General features: G+C 75.8%; 14 protein-coding genes. 10 read left to right on the forward strand and 4 right to left on the reverse strand.

Annotation, left to right across the window (positions count from 1 at the left end; translation table 11 throughout):
* The first annotated feature begins 87 nt into the window (after positions 1-87).
* From QP090_RS20790 to QP090_RS20825, 8 genes are all read left to right on the forward strand, one after another.
* Complete coding sequence (locus QP090_RS20790) at positions 88-1671, forward strand: Hsp70 family protein (RefSeq protein ID WP_285940780.1); 1584 nt, start codon at positions 88-90, stop codon at positions 1669-1671.
* A 40-nt stretch (positions 1672-1711) separates the two neighbouring features.
* Positions 1712-4549 (forward strand): SaeA-related protein, encoded by a 2838-nt coding sequence (locus QP090_RS20795; RefSeq protein WP_285940781.1) that lies wholly within the window; start codon positions 1712-1714, stop codon positions 4547-4549.
* 7 nt (positions 4550-4556) lie between these two features.
* On the forward strand, positions 4557-5858 hold the full coding sequence (locus tag QP090_RS20800) for a TRAFAC clade GTPase domain-containing protein (RefSeq protein WP_285940782.1): 1302 nt from the start codon (positions 4557-4559) through the stop codon (positions 5856-5858).
* 4 nt (positions 5859-5862) lie between these two features.
* Positions 5863-7011, forward strand: coding sequence for a GAP1-N2 domain-containing protein (locus QP090_RS20805; RefSeq protein WP_285940783.1), 1149 nt, complete (start codon positions 5863-5865; stop codon positions 7009-7011).
* 3 nt (positions 7012-7014) lie between these two features.
* Positions 7015-8787 (forward strand): TRAFAC clade GTPase domain-containing protein, encoded by a 1773-nt coding sequence (locus QP090_RS20810; protein ID WP_285940784.1) that lies wholly within the window; start codon positions 7015-7017, stop codon positions 8785-8787.
* A gap of 113 nt (positions 8788-8900) precedes the next feature.
* Positions 8901-9512 (forward strand): malonic semialdehyde reductase, encoded by a 612-nt coding sequence (locus tag QP090_RS20815; protein ID WP_285940785.1) that lies wholly within the window; start codon positions 8901-8903, stop codon positions 9510-9512.
* 89 nt (positions 9513-9601) lie between these two features.
* Positions 9602-10837 (forward strand): multidrug effflux MFS transporter, encoded by a 1236-nt coding sequence (locus QP090_RS20820; RefSeq protein WP_285940786.1) that lies wholly within the window; start codon positions 9602-9604, stop codon positions 10835-10837.
* A gap of 16 nt (positions 10838-10853) precedes the next feature.
* Entirely contained in the window at positions 10854-11006 is a 153-nt protein-coding gene (locus QP090_RS20825) for a hypothetical protein (RefSeq protein ID WP_285940787.1), read from the forward strand.
* A gap of 12 nt (positions 11007-11018) precedes the next feature.
* Here the strand turns inward: QP090_RS20825 and QP090_RS20830 are convergent, their stop codons facing one another.
* Positions 11019-11624 carry a TetR/AcrR family transcriptional regulator gene (locus QP090_RS20830; protein ID WP_285940788.1) on the reverse strand — a complete coding sequence of 202 codons (606 nt, stop codon included), beginning with the start codon at positions 11622-11624 and terminating at the stop codon, positions 11019-11021.
* Between the two features lie 84 nt (positions 11625-11708).
* On the opposite strand from QP090_RS20830, the gene QP090_RS20835 reads away from it, so the two are divergent.
* Positions 11709-12689: a phosphotriesterase family protein gene (locus QP090_RS20835; protein ID WP_285940789.1), complete on the forward strand. Its 981-nt coding sequence runs from the start codon at positions 11709-11711 to the stop codon at positions 12687-12689.
* A gap of 101 nt (positions 12690-12790) precedes the next feature.
* Positions 12791-13909 (forward strand): S1C family serine protease, encoded by a 1119-nt coding sequence (locus QP090_RS20840; protein ID WP_285940790.1) that lies wholly within the window; start codon positions 12791-12793, stop codon positions 13907-13909.
* A 37-nt stretch (positions 13910-13946) separates the two neighbouring features.
* Here the strand turns inward: QP090_RS20840 and QP090_RS20845 are convergent, their stop codons facing one another.
* From QP090_RS20845 to QP090_RS20855, 3 genes are read right to left on the reverse strand one after another with little or no spacing between them, the layout of a single operon-like run.
* A complete protein-coding gene (locus QP090_RS20845) occupies positions 13947-15185 on the reverse strand; it encodes a cytochrome P450 (protein WP_285940791.1) in 1239 nt (412 codons plus the stop codon).
* Positions 15182-16147 carry a phosphotriesterase family protein gene (locus QP090_RS20850; protein ID WP_349666502.1) on the reverse strand — a complete coding sequence of 322 codons (966 nt, stop codon included), beginning with the start codon at positions 16145-16147 and terminating at the stop codon, positions 15182-15184. The genes QP090_RS20845 and QP090_RS20850 overlap by 4 nt, the downstream gene beginning before the upstream one ends.
* Positions 16144-16950 (reverse strand): phytanoyl-CoA dioxygenase family protein, encoded by an 807-nt coding sequence (locus tag QP090_RS20855; protein WP_285940792.1) that lies wholly within the window; start codon positions 16948-16950, stop codon positions 16144-16146. Before QP090_RS20855 ends, QP090_RS20850 begins: the two co-directional genes overlap by 4 nt.
* Positions 16951-16980 lie beyond the last annotated feature (30 nt).

Raw genomic sequence — 16980 nt, forward strand, 5'->3', positions numbered from 1 at the left:
CGGACCCGCCCACATCCACGAAACCGGGAAGGGAGCAAGCGCGGACGCCGCGGCGCCCAACGGCCGCCGCACCTTCGCGCGACTCTGATGGCCGTCTACGGGATCGACCTGGGGACCACCTACTCCTGTATCGCCTCCATCGACGATGTGGGCCGTCCCACGGTCCTGCGCAACCTGGAGGGCACCGACACCACGCCCTCGGTCGTCTACTTCGAGAGCGGCGAGAACGTGATCGTCGGCGCCACCGCCAAGGACACCGCGGTGCTGGAGCCCGACCACGTGGTCAGCCTGATCAAGCGGGACATGGGCCGGGAGGTGACCCGGCCGATCCACGGCATCGACTTCACCCCCGAGGAGCTGTCGGCGTTCATCCTGCTCAAGCTGGCGACCGACGCGCGCACCACGACCGGCGAGGAGGCCCGCGACGTGGTCGTCACGGTGCCGGCCTACTTCGGCGCCGCCGAGCGCGACGCCACCCGCAAGGCCGGCCGGATCGCGGGCCTGAACGTCATCGACATCGTGTCCGAGCCGATCGCCGCCGCGATCACCTACGGGGTGCTGAACCCGGGCGCCGACCGGACGATCCTGGTGTACGACCTCGGCGGCGGCACCTTCGACACCACCGTGATCGCGCTGCGCGGCGGGCACATCGAGGTGGTGTGCACCGACGGCGACCACGAGCTCGGCGGCGCCGACTGGGACGCCCGGCTGGTCGAGCACCTGGCCGAGCGGTTCCGCGCCGAGCATCCGGACGCGGGCGACCCGCTCGACGATCGGCAGACCGAGCAGCAGCTCCGCCGCGACGCCGAGGACGCCAAGAAGGCGCTCACCACCCGTACCGCGCACACCGTCCGGGTGATGCACGACGGGCGGGTCGCCGCGGTCGAGCTGACCCGGGAGAAGCTGGAGGACCTGACCAGGGACCTGCTGGACCGGACCGTCGAGATCACCGGCCGCACCCTGGCCACCGCGGCCGACAAGGGCGTGCACGACTACGACGACCTGGTGCTGGTCGGCGGGTCCACCAAGATGCCGGTGGTGGCGGCGCGGCTGGAGACCGAGCTCGGGCTGGCGCCCCGGCTCCAGGACCCCGACCTCGCGGTCGCCAAGGGCGCGGCCCTGTACGCGTTCGAGGAGACCTACCGGCGGCTGGTCAGCGAGGGCGCCACCGAGCGCGCCGAGGAGATGGCCAGCCGGGCGGGCCTGTCGGCCGAGCAGCAGCGGGAGATCGCCGGGCGGCAGATCAAGACGGTCGCCTCGCACGCCTTCGGGATCGTGGTGGTCGACCGGGAGACCGGCGCCGAGCACGTCGCGCACCTGGTGCACGCCAACGACGAGCTCCCGGCCGCCCGGACCGAGGACTTCTTCACCGTCTACGACGACCAGACCTCGGCCGCCGTGCGGGTGATGGAGCAGGCCGGCAGCGTCGAGTCGGCCGAGCTGATCGACAACGCCGAGATCGCCACAGGCGAGATCCGGGTGCCCGCCGGGAAGAAGGCGGGCTGGCCGATCGGGGTGACGTTCGCGCTCGACGCGTCCGGGCTGCTCAACGTGACCGCGGTGGAGAAGGAGACCGGCGAGCGGCTGGAGCTCAAGGTGGACGTGGGCGGCATGTCCGAGGAGGAGGTCGAGCGGTCCCGCAAGGCCCTGTCCCGGGTCCAGGTGAGCTGACCGGGCGGGCCCGGAGCCCCGCGCCGAGCGGAGCGGAGCGATGTTCGCAGACGAGTGGTACCAGCGGGAGGTGCTCGAGCCCGCGCGGGCGGCCGGCGACCAGCCGCCCGAGGACCTGCGGGTCCGGTACGCGCTGCCCGAGCCGCTGGCGGCGGCGGCCGTCACGGCGCGGGTCAAGCAGGTCCGGCAGTGCTGGCGGCGGGCCCGCGGGCAACTGAAGTACCGCAAGCTCGTCGACCGGCTGGAGGCCGAGCACCGCGAGCTCGCCCCGGTCTTCGACGCGGCCGGGCGCGGCGACCTCCGCCCGCTGGACGAGCGGCTGCGCGGCGGGCGGGAGCTGACCCGGCGGCGCCTCGGCCGGGCGCGGGCGCGGCTGGCCGACGCGGCGGGGACGCTGCGCATGGTCGCGCCCGCCGAGGTCGAGGAGATCGCACGGGCCGGCGGGGTCACCCTGGACGAGCTGGCGGGCCTCGCCCGCGCCGACGGGATCGAGGTGCTCGAGCCGGACGCGCTGCCGACCGCCGCCCCCTACCCCGCCTACCCCAAGGTCCGCGAGTCGCTGGACGTGCTCGGCAAGCCGCACCTGGCGGGCTTCCTGTTCGGCGCCCGGCTGTCGGGACCGATGCGGGTGCTCGGCGGGTTCGCGGCCCCGGGAACGGGCGGCGCGGGCGGCGGCGCGGGAGCGTCCGGCGGCGCGGGAGCGTCCGGCGGCGCGGGAGCGTCCGGCGGCGCGGGCGGGGTCCTGCGGCCGACGCCCACGGCCGTGGCGGCGGCGGGCGCCGAGTGGGCGCGGCACAGCCGCGACACCAGCACCACGCACGCCGACACCGTCCTCGCGGCGCTGCGCTCCGGCGCCGACCCCGACGGGCTGCTGCTGTTCGACGTGGTCGACCGGCTCCGGGAGCGGCTGCGGCAGCGGGCGTCCGAAGCGGCGCTGCTGCGGCACGCTGTGGAGGACCTCGGGGTCGAGCCCGGCGACGCGCGGCGGCTGGTGTTCGCGGTGCTGCGCGAGGCGGGGCCCGGCGGGGGCCTGGCGGGACGGCTGCGCACGCTGCTGGACGCGGGCGAGGTACACGCCGCCGCCGAGCTGGCCGGCGCGTCCCGGACGGGGCGGCCCGGCGACGCGGCGGCGCCGGGGCTCCCAGGGCCGTGGGGCGAGGGCGGGCGGTCCGAGGAGGAGGTGCTGGCGGCCGAGGCGCGGCACCGGCTGGGCACCGCCGTCCGGCTGCGCGAGGCCGCCGTCGCCGACGACGACCCCGACCGGGCCTGGCGGCTGCTCGCCGACGCGCTGCGGCTCGTCCGCGACCTGCCGGGGGCGCTGGAGCACCAGCGGCGGCTCGCGCCGCGGCCGGTGCCGTCGCTGCGCGCCGACGTCGACGCCCCGGCCGGGACCGGCGCGCCCCCCGACCCGGCGGACGGCACGTCCGCGGGCCCGGCGGACGGCACGGCGGTGCGGCTGTCGTGGCCGGCCTCGCCGTCCACCGCGGGCGAGGTGATCTACCACGTGGTGCGGCGCCGCGGCCGTCCGCCGCGCGGCGCGGCCGACGGCGAGCCGGTGCCCGGTGCGCGCGACGACCGGCCGCCGGTGAACGTGCCCCTCTACTACGGCGTGGTCGCGGTGCGCGGCGAGGCTGCGTCGGCGCCCGCCGTGGCCGGGCCGGTGGTCGTCCGGCCCGAGCCGCGGGAGGTGGCGCTGGCCCCCGGCGACGGCGTGGTGACGGGCCGGTGGCGGTGCCCCGCCGAGGCCGCGCGGATCCATCTCGTCCGCGACGGGCGGGTGGTCCCGGCAGAGCGGGAGGGGTTCCGCGAACGCGTCCCGAACGGCGCGACCCACCACTACCGGGTCAGCGCCGTCTACCTCGACGGGACGGGCCGCGAGGTCGTCACGCCCGGCGTGCCGGCGTCGGTCACGCCGGGCGCGCCGCCCGTCCCGGTGTACGAGCTGGCCGCCGAGCCCGACCCCGCCGACCCGGGCCTGCTGCGGGTGCGGTTCGCGCCGCCGCCGCACGGCACCGCCGAGCTGGTGCTGGTGGACGGCCCGCCGCCGTGGCCGCGCAGCGCGCTCGTGCCGGTCGAGGAGGTGCGGCGGGAGAGCCGGCGGCTGGCGGGCACGCCGGCCGGCGACGGCCTGGAGGTGCGGCCCGGCAGCGGCTGGCTGCTCGCGGTGACGGTGGCCGGGGGCACCGCCGCAATCGGCGCGTACCACCGGCACGTCGACCTGCCGCCGCCGCGCCGCCTGGTCGCCGAGCGGCGCGGCGCGCACGTGCACGTCGGGTTCGACTGGCCGCCGGACGTGGCGGAGGTCGAGCTGGCCCACCGCGTCGGCGCCGGACCGGCCGGGCCCGGCGACCGGACCGAGCCGGGACGCGCCGCGGAGACCGCCGAGCCCGCCGGGGGTTCTGGGACCGCCTCCGAACACCGGACCGTCACCCGCGCCGCGTACGACACCCAGGGCGGGGTCCGGCTGCCGGTGCCCGAGGACGAACCGGTCGAGGTGACGGTGGCCTCCGCCGGACGGGTCGGCGGCGTCCGGGTGACCGGGCCGCCGGTGACGGCGGCCGTCGCCGCGTCCGCCGTGGTGCGCTACGACCTGGTGCGGGGCGGCCCGCCGTGGCGGCGGTCGCTGACCGTCCGGCTCACCGCGTCCAGGCCGCTGCGGATCGGCCGGCTCACGCTGGTGCTGCGCGCCGGGCGGGTGATGCCGCACGGCGCGGGCGACGGCGAGACGGTCGGCGCGTGGGAGCGGGTGCCCGTCCCCGGGGAAGTCTCCCTCCCGCTCCCGGACGCCCCGGGCCCATACTGGCTGCGGTGCTTCACCGACGACGAAGCCGTGGAACTCAGCGATCCCCCCGTCCGCCGCCTCCAGGTCCAGCGATGAGGAAGCCGTGTCCCTAGCCTCCCGGGTGGGCCTGCCGGGCACCCCCGCCCGGCAGGACGTCACCTGCCCGTACTGCTTCGCCGCGCTCGCCCCGCAGCGGATCCTGTTCCGGTGCCGCGGGCAGGCGGGACGGCGGCGCGGCTGCGCGCCGGTGCTGGACGAGGCGTACGCCGAGTACACCGGGTCCACGGCGGGCGCGTCCCTCCCCCCGGTCTTCGCCGCCCCCGGCCGGGTGCCGGGCCGCATCCCGGGACGGGGCGCCGGACGGGGCGCGGGGCGGGGTCCCGCCGGGCGCGGCGGGCGCGCGGAGTGCCCCGGCTGCGGCCAGCCGACCGGCAGCCGGGCGTGCCCCGAGTGCCACAGCCCGCTCCCGTCCGCGTACTGCGACTCCCCCGGCCGGATCGTCGCGCTCGTCGGTGCCAAGAACGCGGGGAAGAGCACCTACATCGCGGTGCTGCTGCACGAGCTGATGAACCGGGTCGGCACCGAGCTGGACGCGTCGCTGGTCGCCTGCGACGACCGCACGATCGAGCGCTACAAGCGCGACTTCGCCCGGCCCCTGCTGGAGGAGCACCGGCTGTTGCCGACGACCGCGAGCGCCGCGACCGGCCCGCGCGAGCCGCTGGTCTACCTGCTGACCCGCACGCTGCGGTCCCGGTTCGCCCGCGACCGCACCGACTCGCTCGCGCTGGTGCTGTTCGACACGGCGGGCGAGGACCTGCGCAGCCGCGAGGCGCGCGACCTGCACCTGCGCTACCTGGAGGCGGCCGACGCGATCATCTTCCTGGTCGACCCGCTGGAGCTGCCCGGCGCCCGCACCGCCGTGCTGGACGCGGTGCCGGGGCTCCCGCCCGTCCCCGGCGACGATCCGGACAGCGAGCCGGTCGACGTCATCGCCCGGGTCACCGAGGCGCTGCGGCAGCGGCACGGCACCCGTCCTGGCGAGCGGCTGCCGGTGCCGGCCGCGGTCGCGCTCACCAAGATCGACGCGCTGCGCCCGGCGCCGCTGCGGCAGTCGGCGCTGCACCGGTCCCGCGGCGGGAGCGGCGTGCTCGACCTGGACGACCGCGACGCGGTGAACGAGCAGGTCCGCGCGCTGCTGCACGAGTGGCAGGCCGGGCGGCTCGAGGTGTACCTGGAGCAGCAGTACGCCGACTTCGCGCTGTTCGGGCTGTCGGCGCTCGGCGGCGTCCCCGAGGACGGGCGGGTCGGCGCCGGCGGCGTCCGGCCGCACCGCGCCGAGGATCCGCTGCTGTGGCTGCTGTACCGCTTCGGCATGCTCGGCGGCGTCCGCACCGGAGGGTCCTGAGCCCGTGGCCTGGCAGCTCCACTACACCTCGGCGCGGCGCGGCCCCACCGGCCGGGCCGGCTTCCAGTTCGTCGCGCAGACGCCGGGCCTGCCGGACGGGACGCGGGCCGCGGTGACGCCGCACCTGTCGTACCGTCCGCCGCCGGACGCGCCGCCGGCCCCCGGCGACGCCGAGATCGACCGGTTCCCGGTGGCGCTGCTGTACGACCGGGTGGGCGGGCGGCCCCTGCTGCTGCGCTGCCGCTACCTCGGCCGCGACTACTCGGGCCGGTTCGGCAACTTCCTCGGCCACGCGGTCGTGGCCGAGCCGGACGAGCTGGAGGGGCTGCGCCCGGCCGAGCTGTGGCGCTCGCCGCTGTGGGCCGACCGGCCGGCGCCGGACGCCGACCTCCCGGAGATCGAGGAGCTGACGCCGGACGCGGCGCTGGCGCCCGAGGCGCTGGCCGGGTGGCTGGCGGCGTCCGGCGCGTCCGGCCACGCCATGCTCGCCCGCCTGGTCGGCGCGGTCGCCGGGGTGCTCGGCCGGGGGCACGGCCGGGTGGTGCTGGTGTCGGCCAACGGCGAGCTGATCGCCCGCTGGATCGCGGTGGTGTCGTACTCGCTGCCGGTCGCGGTGGCGGCCCGGCTGTCGTTCCTCACCTACAGCGCCGACCCGGACGGCGCGGCGCAGCGGCTGGTGGGCACCACCCCCGACGTGTGGGCGGCCGGACGGCACCACGCCACCGGCGCGTTCCTGGTCGACTCGCTGACCGCCCCGGACGGCGGCACCCCCCGGCGGTTCGCACGGACGGTCGCGGACTGCTGGCGCGACCGCGACTTCGCCGGGCTCGACGCACTCGGCGAACTGGCGCTGCTCAGCGCCTCCCGCCCCGGCGGAGGCCCTGATGGAGGCCCTGATGGAGAAGGGCTCGATCTCGGCGGGCTCGACCGGGCGGCGGCGCTGCTGGCGCTGTGCCGTGGCGGCGCCCCGCTGACAACAACCGAGGAGGACGCGGTGGCCGGGCTGCTGGCCGGGCACGGCGCCGCGATCCCCGGGTGGGTGTGGCGCGACCTCGTGCGGGGCGCCCCGCCCGCGGGCGCCGCCCCGGCGCTGCGCGCGGCCCTGGGCGCCCTGATCGCCGAGGCCCGGGACGAGCCCGGGCGGGGGAGGTGACCGGTGCATCCCGTCGTGGCCGCCGTCCTGATCGCCGTGTGGCTCGGCACCATGTGGCTCGGGTTCGCGGTGGTGTTCCCGGTGCTGTTCCCGGCCACGCTGGTCGTCGCGGGCGTCGCCGCGCTCGGCCTGTACTACCTGCACGCCTGCCGCACCCTGGCCCCGTCCACCCTCGCGGGGCCCTCGCCGGTCGACCCGCCCGAGGTGGCCTACCGCCACTACCTGCTCACCCAGGTCTGGCGGGACTGGTGGACGATCACCCGCACGGTGGTGCCGCGGGTCTGGCGCACCGCGCACGAGATCGTGGTCACGCTGACCCGGACGCTGCTCGGCGGCCTCTGGGGGTTCTTCGCCTTCCCGGTGTGGCTGGCGCTGTGCGCCGGGATCGCCGCCGCGGCACTGCCCGCAGCCGTGCTCGGCGGCGCGCTGACCGTCCTGTACGGGCTGGTCGCCGCGGTCGGGCTGGCCGCGTGGCTGGCGTGCGTGCTGGTGCTGGCCGCCGTCGAGCGGGTCTTCATGGCGTACGGGCGGATCCTCCAGACCTGCCCGCACCCGTTCTGCTACGAGCGGATCGGACTGCCGGTGTACGAGTGCCCCGGATGCGGCGCCCGGCACGCGCGGCTGTCCCCCGGCCCGGCCGGCGCGTTCCGGCACGTGTGCCGTTGCGGGGCGCGGCTGCCGACGACGGTGCCGCTCGGCCGGTTCCGGCTGGCCGCGTACTGCCCGCACTGCGGCGGGCGGCTGCCCGAGCGGATCGGGCGGGTCCGGGTCGAGCCGCTGCCGTTCGTGGGCGGCCCGGCGGCGGGCAAGACCACCTTCATGGTGCTCGGTATCCGGGCGCTGCACTCCCGTGCGCGGGCGGTGGGCGGCCGGCTGGCGTTCGTCGAGCGGCGGCACGCGCAGGCCTACGCGGGCGCGATCCGCGAGTTCCAGCGCGGCGGGCGGCCCGCCAAGACCGGGCCGGAACTGCCGCTGGCCACCATGGTCGACGTCGACCTGCCCGGCCGGGCCCGGCGGATCCTCTACCTGTTCGACCCGGCGGGCGAGCACTACACGGGCGCGACCGAGGTGGAGTCGCTGCGCTACCTCGACCACGGGGAGGCGCTGGTGTTCGTCCTCGACCCGTTCGCGCTGCCGCAGGTGCGGCGGGCGCTCACCGCCGAGGAGCGGCGGCTCGTCGACCAGGCCGCGGTGTCGTCGGAGGAGGACCCGGCCGACACCCTCCAGCGGGTGCTGAACGAGCTGCGCTCCCGCGCCGACCGGGGACGGCAGAAGCGGATCGCGGTGGTCGTCACCAAGACCGACCTGCTGGAGCGCACCGGGATCGGGCGGTGCCTCGCCACCGACGGCGGCCTGCGCGGCTGGCTCGACCGGGTCGGGCTCGGCAACACCGTCCGCACCCTGGACCAGGTCGCCGTCCAGGTGCGGTACTTCGGCTCGGGCCTGGCCACCGAGCCCGCCGAGGTCGCCGGCCTGCTCGGCTGGGTGTCGGGCCTGGCCGGGAACGCCGACGGGCCCGCCGCGCCGCCCGGCACCGCCGAGCCGCCGGACGGCACGCCGTCCGGCGCGCCGCCGGGCATCGGACCGTCCGACGGGCCGGACGTTCCGGGCACCGCACCGCTCCGCGCGCCCTGGCCGGTGCGGGGCCGCGACTCCGAGCGCGTCCCGGCCGGCTACCAGGTGGGGCGCTGGGCGGTGCTCGCCGGGCTCTCGGCGGTCACCGTCGCGACCCTGACCGGCGCGCTCGCCGCCGCCGCCGGACGGCTCCCGCACTGACCTGCGGATACTGTGACATATAGCACTTCCTGACGAGGCAGATAACGGACCGTCATCTCGTTGCAGCCCTGGGGACCGGTCAGCGGTCCCGTTCCCGAGCGAGAGGCGACGAGATGACCGCGACGGCACCCGAGGACGTGCTCGCGCTGGACCCGGCGACCCAGGACCTGCTGTTCCGCGAGGCGCGCACCGCCAACGCCTTCACCGACGAGCCGGTCTCCGACGCGCAGGTCCGCGCGATCCACGAGCTGGTCAAGTGGGGCCCGACCGCGATGAACACCCAGCCGCTGCGGCTGCTCGCGGTGCGCAGCCCCGAGGCGCGCGAACGGCTCGTCCCGCTGATGAACGAGGGCAACCGGGCCAAGACCGCGACCGCCCCGCTGGTGCTCGTCGTCACCGCCGACTCCGGCTTCCACGAGCACCTGCCGACGGTCTTCCCGCACAAGCCGGACGCCCGCGAGCAGATGGCCGCCAACCCCGGCCGCGCCGCGATGGCCCGCTTCAACGCCTCCATCCAGCTCGGCTACCTCATCGTCGGGATCCGCGCCGCCGGGCTGGCCGCCGGGCCGATGTCCGGGTTCGACGCCGAAGGGATCAAGAAGGAGTTCCTGCCGGACGGCGGCCAGGACGTCGTGGCCGTGGTGAACATCGGCAGGCCCGGCCCGGACGCCTGGCTCCCGCGCAACCCCCGCCTGGACTACGACCAGGTCGTCACCACCATCTGAGCTGTCCGTCCGGCCCGCCCGGAGACGAGCAGCGCACCGCCGCACGGCCCCCTCGCGGCGGTGCGCTTCGCCACGTACGGAGACCCCCCATGCCCCAGCCGGCCCCGCCTCCCGATCCCGCACCGGGCGCCGTGCCCGGCCGGCGGCTCTGGATGATCCTCATCCTGGGCTCGCTGACCGCCATCGCGCCCCTGTCGATCGACATGTACCTGCCGGCGCTGCCCTCGCTCACCACCGACCTGTCGACCGGCGCGGTGCAGGCCCAGCTCACGCTGACCGCCTGCGTGATCGGCCTCGCCGTCGGGCAGGCCGTCGCGGGCCCGCTGAGCGACGCGTTCGGCCGCCGCCGACCGCTGCTGATCGGGCTGGCCGCCTACTGCGCGGTGTCGCTGCTGTGCGTCGCGGCGCCCACCGTGGAGGCGCTCATCGCGCTGCGGCTGGTGCAGGGCGCCGCGGGCGCCGCCGGGATCGTGATCGCCCGCGCCATCGTCCGGGACCTGTACGACGGGGTCGCGGCGGCCAAGTTCTTCTCCACCCTGATGCTGGTGAACGGGCTGGCACCGATCCTCGCGCCGGTGTTCGGCGGGCAGCTCCTGCGCCTCATGCCGTGGCCGGGGGTCTTCGCCGTGCTGTCCGGCATCGGCGTGGCGCTGCTGCTCGCCGCGCTGCTCGGGCTGCGCGAGACGCTGCCGCCCGAACGGCGCGAGACCGGCGGGGCCCGCGCGACGGCGGCGACGTTCCGCGCGCTGCTCGCCGACCGGGCCTTCGTCGGCTACGCGGGGGCCCTCGGGCTGTCGTTCGCCGCGCTGTTCACCTACGTCTCCGGGTCGCCGTTCGTGCTCCAGGACCTGTACGGCCTGTCGCCGCAGGAGTTCAGCCTGGTGTTCGGCGTCAACTCGATCGGGATCGTGGCCGCCGGGCAGGTCAGCGGGCGGCTGGCGGGCCGGGTCCCGCTGCGCCGGCTGCTCGGCGCCGGGCTCGCGATCGTCACCGCCGGCGGCGTCGGGCTGCTGGTCGCGGTGCTCGCCGGGGCCGGGGCGCCCGGGGTGCTGCCCGCGCTGTTCCTCGTCGTGGCCGGGCAGGGCCTGGTGATGCCGAACGCGACGGCGCTCGCCCTGTCGGGACGCCCGCCCCGGGTGGCCGGCAGCGCGTCGGCGCTGCTCGGCCTGACCCAGTTCGCGCTGGGCGGCGCGGTGGGCCCGCTGGCCGGGATCGGCGGATCGGGCACGGCGCTGCCGATGGCGCTGACCATCGCCGTGTTCGCGGTGCTCGCCACGGCCATCACCGCGTTCGCCGCGCGGCAGAGGGTTGTGCCCGCGAACTGACGGACCGTACGGTCTGATGGTGATCATCAGAATCGGGATGGCCCCCGCGGCGTCCGGCCCCGGGCGGCAGTCGGACGGCCGGCCGGCCGCGTTCTGCACCCCGGCCGAGGCCGAGCGGGGCCGCGCGATGGTCCGCGACGCCGCCCTGTCCGTGCAGACCCGCCGCTGAGCGGCCCGCGTGCTACGGCTTCAGGGCCGCCAGGACGAACTCCGAGACCTCGGCGGCGAGGGCCTCGGCGGTCGCCCGGCCGTCCGCCCGGTACCAGCGGGGCATCTGGTCGACCATGCCGAGCGCGACGATCGTGGCGGTCTCGGCGGTGGCCGCCGCGGAGAACACCCCGCGCGCCTGCCCGTCCTCGATCAGGCCGCGGAACAGCACGTGGTAGCGGCGCCAGTCGGCCCGGACGGCGTGCATCCGCCGCTGGTCGAGGCGGTGCATCTCGCGGGTGAACACCTTGGCCTCGTCGATGTGCCCGGCGGTGGTGAGGATCAGCCCGGCCAGCACCGCCCGCACGGTCTCGGCCGGCGGCAGTCCCTCGGCGAGGACGCGGTCGAGGTCGGCGAGCCGCCGGGCGATCAGCGGACGGTAGATCTCGTAGAGGAGATCGTCCTTGGAGCCGAAGTAGTGGTACAGCGCGCCCTTGGTGACCCGCGCCGCCTCCACCACGCCCTGCACCGAGGTGCCGTCGAAGCCGCGCTCGGCGAACAGCCGCACCGCCGCGTCCAGGATGCGCCGCTCGACCGGGCTCTGCCGGACCCGCCGCCCGGCCCCCTCGACGTCGGTCATTCCCCGTCCCTTCCCCCTTGACGCCCGCGTCCCGGGATCAAGCTTGCCAGAGACCGACCAGCCGGTATGTGCGGAGGAGTTCCGATGACCACAGTGGAGACCGTTCGCGGCCCCGTCGACGTCAGCGCCCTCGGGCGGACGTTCATGCACGAGCACGTGTTCGTCCTCAGCCCCGAGAACGTCGACAACTACGGGGCCGGCGCCTGGTGGGACGAGGACGAGCGGGTCGCCGACGCCGTCCGCCAGCTCCGCGACCTCGCCGGCCGGGGCATCTCCACCATCGTCGACCCGACGGTGTGGGGACTCGGCCGCTACATCCCGCGGATCGCGCGGATCGCCGAGCTGGTCCCCGAGCTCAACATCATCGTCGCGACCGGCATCTACACCTACCACGACGTGCCGCTCCAGTTCCTGCACCGCGGCCCCGGCACCCTGCTGGGCGGCCCGGAGCCGATGGTCGACGACTTCGTCCGCGACCTCACCGAGGGCATCGCCGACACCGGCGTCAAGGCCGCCCTCCTCAAGTGCGCCGTGGACGCGCCCGGCCTCGTCCCGGGGGTCGAGCGGATCCTGCGGGCGGTCGCCGCCGCGCACCGCGCGACCGGCGCGCCGATCACCGTGCACACCGAGGCGTCCACGCAGACCGGGCGGCCCGTCCTGGACGTGCTCGCGGCCGAGGGCGCCGACCTGTCCCGGGTCGTGATCGGGCACGCCGGCGACAGCAACGACCTCGACTACCTGATGGGGCTCGCCGACACCGGCGCGATCCTCGGCATGGACCGGTTCGGCCTCGACGTGCTCAACCCGACCGCCGACCGGGTCGGCACCGTAGCCGCGCTCTGCGAGCGCGGCTACGCCGACCGGATGGTGCTCAGCCACGACGCGAGCTGCCACATCGACTGGTTCGGGCCCGATCCGGCCACGCTGGCCGCCATGGCGCCGCACTGGAACTACCGGCACATCAGCGAGGACGTCCTGCCCGCCCTGCGCGAGCGGGGCGTCACCGACGGGCAGCTCGACCAGATGCTGGTCGAGAACCCGGGACGCTACTTCGGCCCCGCTTGATCGCCCCCGCCGCACCAGAGCGTATGGCTTCAAAGAAGCGTTCATGGTGTAGTAGCGCCTTATTCCGGGCACCGCCAGGGTAGGGCGGAGGAGGAACGAGCGTGGACCGATTCCCCGAGGAAGGGCGCCGTTCCGGCCCGGCCTTCGGCTTGGCGATCCTGACCTGCCTCGCCGTGGCGCTCGGCCTCCTGCTCGTGCCGCCGCTGCTGGAGGGGGAGCCGGACGAGGTGCGGCAGGCGGCCCCGGAGAGCGCGGCGCCGACCCGTCCGCAGAAACCGAGCGGGCGCAGGCCGGGCGTGGTCAACCTCGAGGCCGAGCAGAGCTACCGCAGCACGCTGGCCGCGGGCACCGGCATCGTGATCGACCCCACCGGGCTGGTCCTGACCAACAACCATGTCATCCAGGGCGCGACGACCCTGCGCGGCACCGACACCGACAACAGGCGCGCCTATCCCGCGCGGGTGCTCGGCTACGACCGGTCCGGCGACGTCGCGCTGATCAGGCTGGAGGGCGCGGCCCGCCTCAAGACCGCCCGGTTCGGCGCCCCCGAGCCGGTCATCGGCGACATCGTCACCGGCGTCGGCAACGCGGGCGGCAAGGGCGGCACCCCGGCGGCCGTCACGGGCAAAGTGACCTCCCTCGGCCAGTCGATCGTCGCCACCGACGAGGTCAACGGCAGCTCCGAGCGGCTCACCGGCCTCATCGAGACCGACGCCGCGATCAGGCCCGGCGACTCCGGCGGCCCGCTGCTCAACACCTCCGGCCAGGTCATCGGCATGAACACCGCCGCGTCGGCCGGCGTCCAGGTGAAGCGGCGGGGCGACCCGCAGAGCTCCCCCCACCGCGGCTACGCCATCCCGGCGGCGCGGGCCCTCGCGATCGCCCGCCAGATCCAGCGCGGCGAGGCGTCCGCGACCGTCCACATCGGCCGCACCGCGATGCTCGGCGTCGAGGTCCGCACCGCCGTGGCCCCGTCCGGCGCCCGCACGAACGGCGCGTCCGTCTCGGGCCTCCTGCCCGGCACCCCCGCCGAGCCGGCGGGCCTGCGCGTCGGCACGACCATCGTCTCGCTGGACGATCAGCCCGTCGACTCCCCCGCCCGCCTCACCGAACTGCTCCTGGCCCGCCACCCGGGCGACACCGTCCGGGTCGGCTGGACCGGCCGGGACGGCCTGCGCCGCACGACCCCCGTCGTCCTCGCCGACGGCCCGCCCCAGTAGCCCTCACGACGCCTCGCTCAGCGGCAGGAATTCGACGTTAGGGGGTGGGCCATTCGACCGGGAGGGTGGTGAGGCCGCGGCCCACGAGGCTCTTGCGGTAGGTGGTCTCGGTGCCGGGGACCAGGCGGAGGGCGGGGAGGCGGGCGGTGAGGCGCTCGAAGGCGATCTCCAGCTTGAGCCGGCTGAGGGCGGCGCCGACGCAGTGGTGGACGCCGTAGCCGAAGACCATGTGGTCGCGGGCGTTCGGGCGGCGGACGTCGAAGCGCTCGGGATCGGGGAAGACCGTCTCGTCGTGCCCGGCGGAATCGGCGTGTAGGAGGACCTGGACGCCGGCGGGGATGGTGACTCCGTGCAGGGCGACGTCGGCGGTGGTGGTGCGGAAGCTGCCCAGGCTGGCGCCGTCGATGCGGAGGGTCTCCTCGATCATCCCGGGGACGAGGGCGGGATCGGCGACGATCTCCTCCCAGCCGCCGGGCTCGCGGAGCAGGCGGTGGACGGCGTTGGACAGCCCGTTCGGGACGGTGTCGTTGCCGCCGAGCAGGAGGGCGCTGATGGTCTCGACGACCTCGCGGTGCGACAGCCCGTCCGGGCCGGTGCCGATCAGCTCGGCCATCAGGGAGACGAAGTCGCCGCGGGGCGCGGCGCGCCGCTCGGTGACCAGGCGGTCGACGTAGTCGAGGTACTTCAGGAAGTCCTGGGCCAGCTCGCGCTGGCGGTCCGGCGGCTGCGGCGACAGGAAGAGCTGGAACCACGCCAGCACCCAGTGCTTGACGCGCTCCTCGTCCTCGGGCGGGACGCCGATGAAGGCGGCGGCGAGGCGGGCCGAGGGCAGGTGGGCGATCTCGGCGACGAAGTCGGCGCGGCCGGCCGGGAGCACGCCGTCCAGGACGGCGTCCATGTGGCCGCGGAACCGGTCGCCGAGGCCGGCGACCGCGCGCGGGGTGAACGCGCGGGAGATCGCGCGGCGCATCCTGGTGTGCTTGGGCGGGTCGACGTTGGCCGCGAAGTCGTCCAGGAACGAGCGGTGCTCGCCGAGGGTGTCCTTGACCTCGGGGGTGAGGGTGCGGGAGATCGTGAGCGACCCGATGCTGGAGAACGTGGCGTGGTCGCGGTAGGCGGCGCGGACGTCGTCGTGGCGGGTCAGCACGCGCATGCCGAGGTGGTCGCTCCAGAAGACCGGTGCCCCGTGCCGGAGGCGGCGCAGGAACGGGTAGGGGTTCGCCACGTGCCAGTCGGAGGTGACGTCGAAGTCCGTCGCGGTCTCTGGGGTGGTCACGTGCGGCCTCCGGTGAGGATGCGGCCGGGGTTGCCGATCAGCATCCGGTCGATCTGGTCCTGGGTGACGCCGGCGGCGCGCAGCGCGGGCAGGACGTCCCGGGAGATGTGCAGCAGGTGGTAGTTCGGGTGCCGCTCCCCGACCACGGCGGGGTCGAAGCGGTCGTTGAAGCAGTACGAGTCGTGCGACAGCACCATGCGGTCGGCGTGGCCGCGCTCGCACAGCGCGGCGACGGTGGCGACGCGGTCCTCGAAGGAGGTGAACTCGATGCCGAACCGGTCCATCCCGAGGTAGGACCCGTTGGCGATCAGCTCCTCCAGGTAGGCCAGGTCGGTGGAGTCGCCCGCGTGGCCGATGACGACGTGGGAGAGGTCGACGCCCTCGCGCGCGAGGAGGCGCTGCTGGTCCAGGCCGTTGCGGGTGGACGACTCGCTGTGCGTGGTGATCGGCACGCCGGTCTCGCGGTGCGCGCGGGCGACCGCGCAGATCACCCGCTCGACGCCGGGGGTGATGCCCTGGCGGCCGGTGGCGCATTTGAGCATGCCCGCCTTGACGCCGGTGCGGCCGATGCCCTCGGTGATGTCGCGGACGAAGAACTCGGCGAGCCGGTCGGGCCCGCCGAACAGGCTGCCGGGGCCGCGGTTGCCGAAGTAGGCGGGCAGCGCGTCGTAGGTGTAGAGCCCGGTGGAGGCGACGATGGCGAGATCGGTGAGCTCGGCGACGCGCTGGACGGCGGGGACGTAGCGGCCGAGGCCGATGACGGTGAGGTCGACGATCGTGTCGACCCCGGCGGCCTTGAGCGCGTTCAGCTTGCCGGCCGCCTCGGCCGCGCGCCGCTCCAGGTCCCAGCCCTCGGGGATGTCGGGCCAGTTCCACAGGATCTCCGGGCTGAGGCCGAAGACGTGCTCGTGCATCAGCGTGACGCCGGGCCCCTCCACCGGCCCGCCGACGGTCTCGATCACGACGCCACCACCGGGAAGCGCGGGTGCTCGAACGGTTCGTTCACGGTGAGCCCGAGGCCGTCGGTCTGGCCGTACGGGGCGCCGGTGTAGAGGGCGGCGGCGTCGAAGTAGGTCGCGGTGAACGACAGCCTCGGCAGGTCGCGGCGGTTGGCCGGGGCGCCGTGCACCACCAGGCTGTGGTGGACGGTCGCGTCGCCCGCGGCCAGGTCGAACGGCGCGGAGAGCTCCAGGGTCTCCAGCCACGGATGCTGGCTGAGCGCGTCGTCGTCCTCCCGGACGAAGCTGCGGCCGAGCGGCCCGTACCGGTGCGAGCCCTCGTAGAAGCGGAGCCCGCCCATGTCGGCGGGGACGTCGCCCAGGGCCAGCCAGACGGTCAGCATCGACGATCGGTCCATCGGCATCCACGGGAAGTCCTGGTGGAACACCGTGGCGCCGTGCCCGCCGGCGGCGGCGGGCTCCTTGACCAGCAGGTTGGTGACCTGGAGCCGGACGGCGTCGACGCCGGTGAGCAGGCGGCGGACGTTGCGGGCCAGCGGCGGCGACAGCGCGAGCGCGGCGAACGCCTCGTCGTGCCGGGCGATGTCGCGGTCCTGACCGAACGCCTCGTCGACGAAGCCGTTCCGGAACCGCTCGCGCCGTTCTCCGAGCCGGTCCAGGGCGCGGTCCCTCAGGTCGGCGACGTAGCCCGCGCCGACCAGCCCCGGCAGCCTGGCCCAGCCCCGCGCGCGGAAGCGGTCGATCTCGTCGTCGGTCACGTCGCGTACGGGGGCCCTGTCAGGCGGGCCGAGCGCCGAATCACCCATGGCCGTGACGGTAACGCCGGGGCGGTTGAC

Origin of the sequence: Actinomadura xylanilytica (genome assembly GCF_030283145.1) — a bacterium.
Lineage (GTDB): Bacteria > Actinomycetota > Actinomycetes > Streptosporangiales > Streptosporangiaceae > Spirillospora > Spirillospora xylanilytica.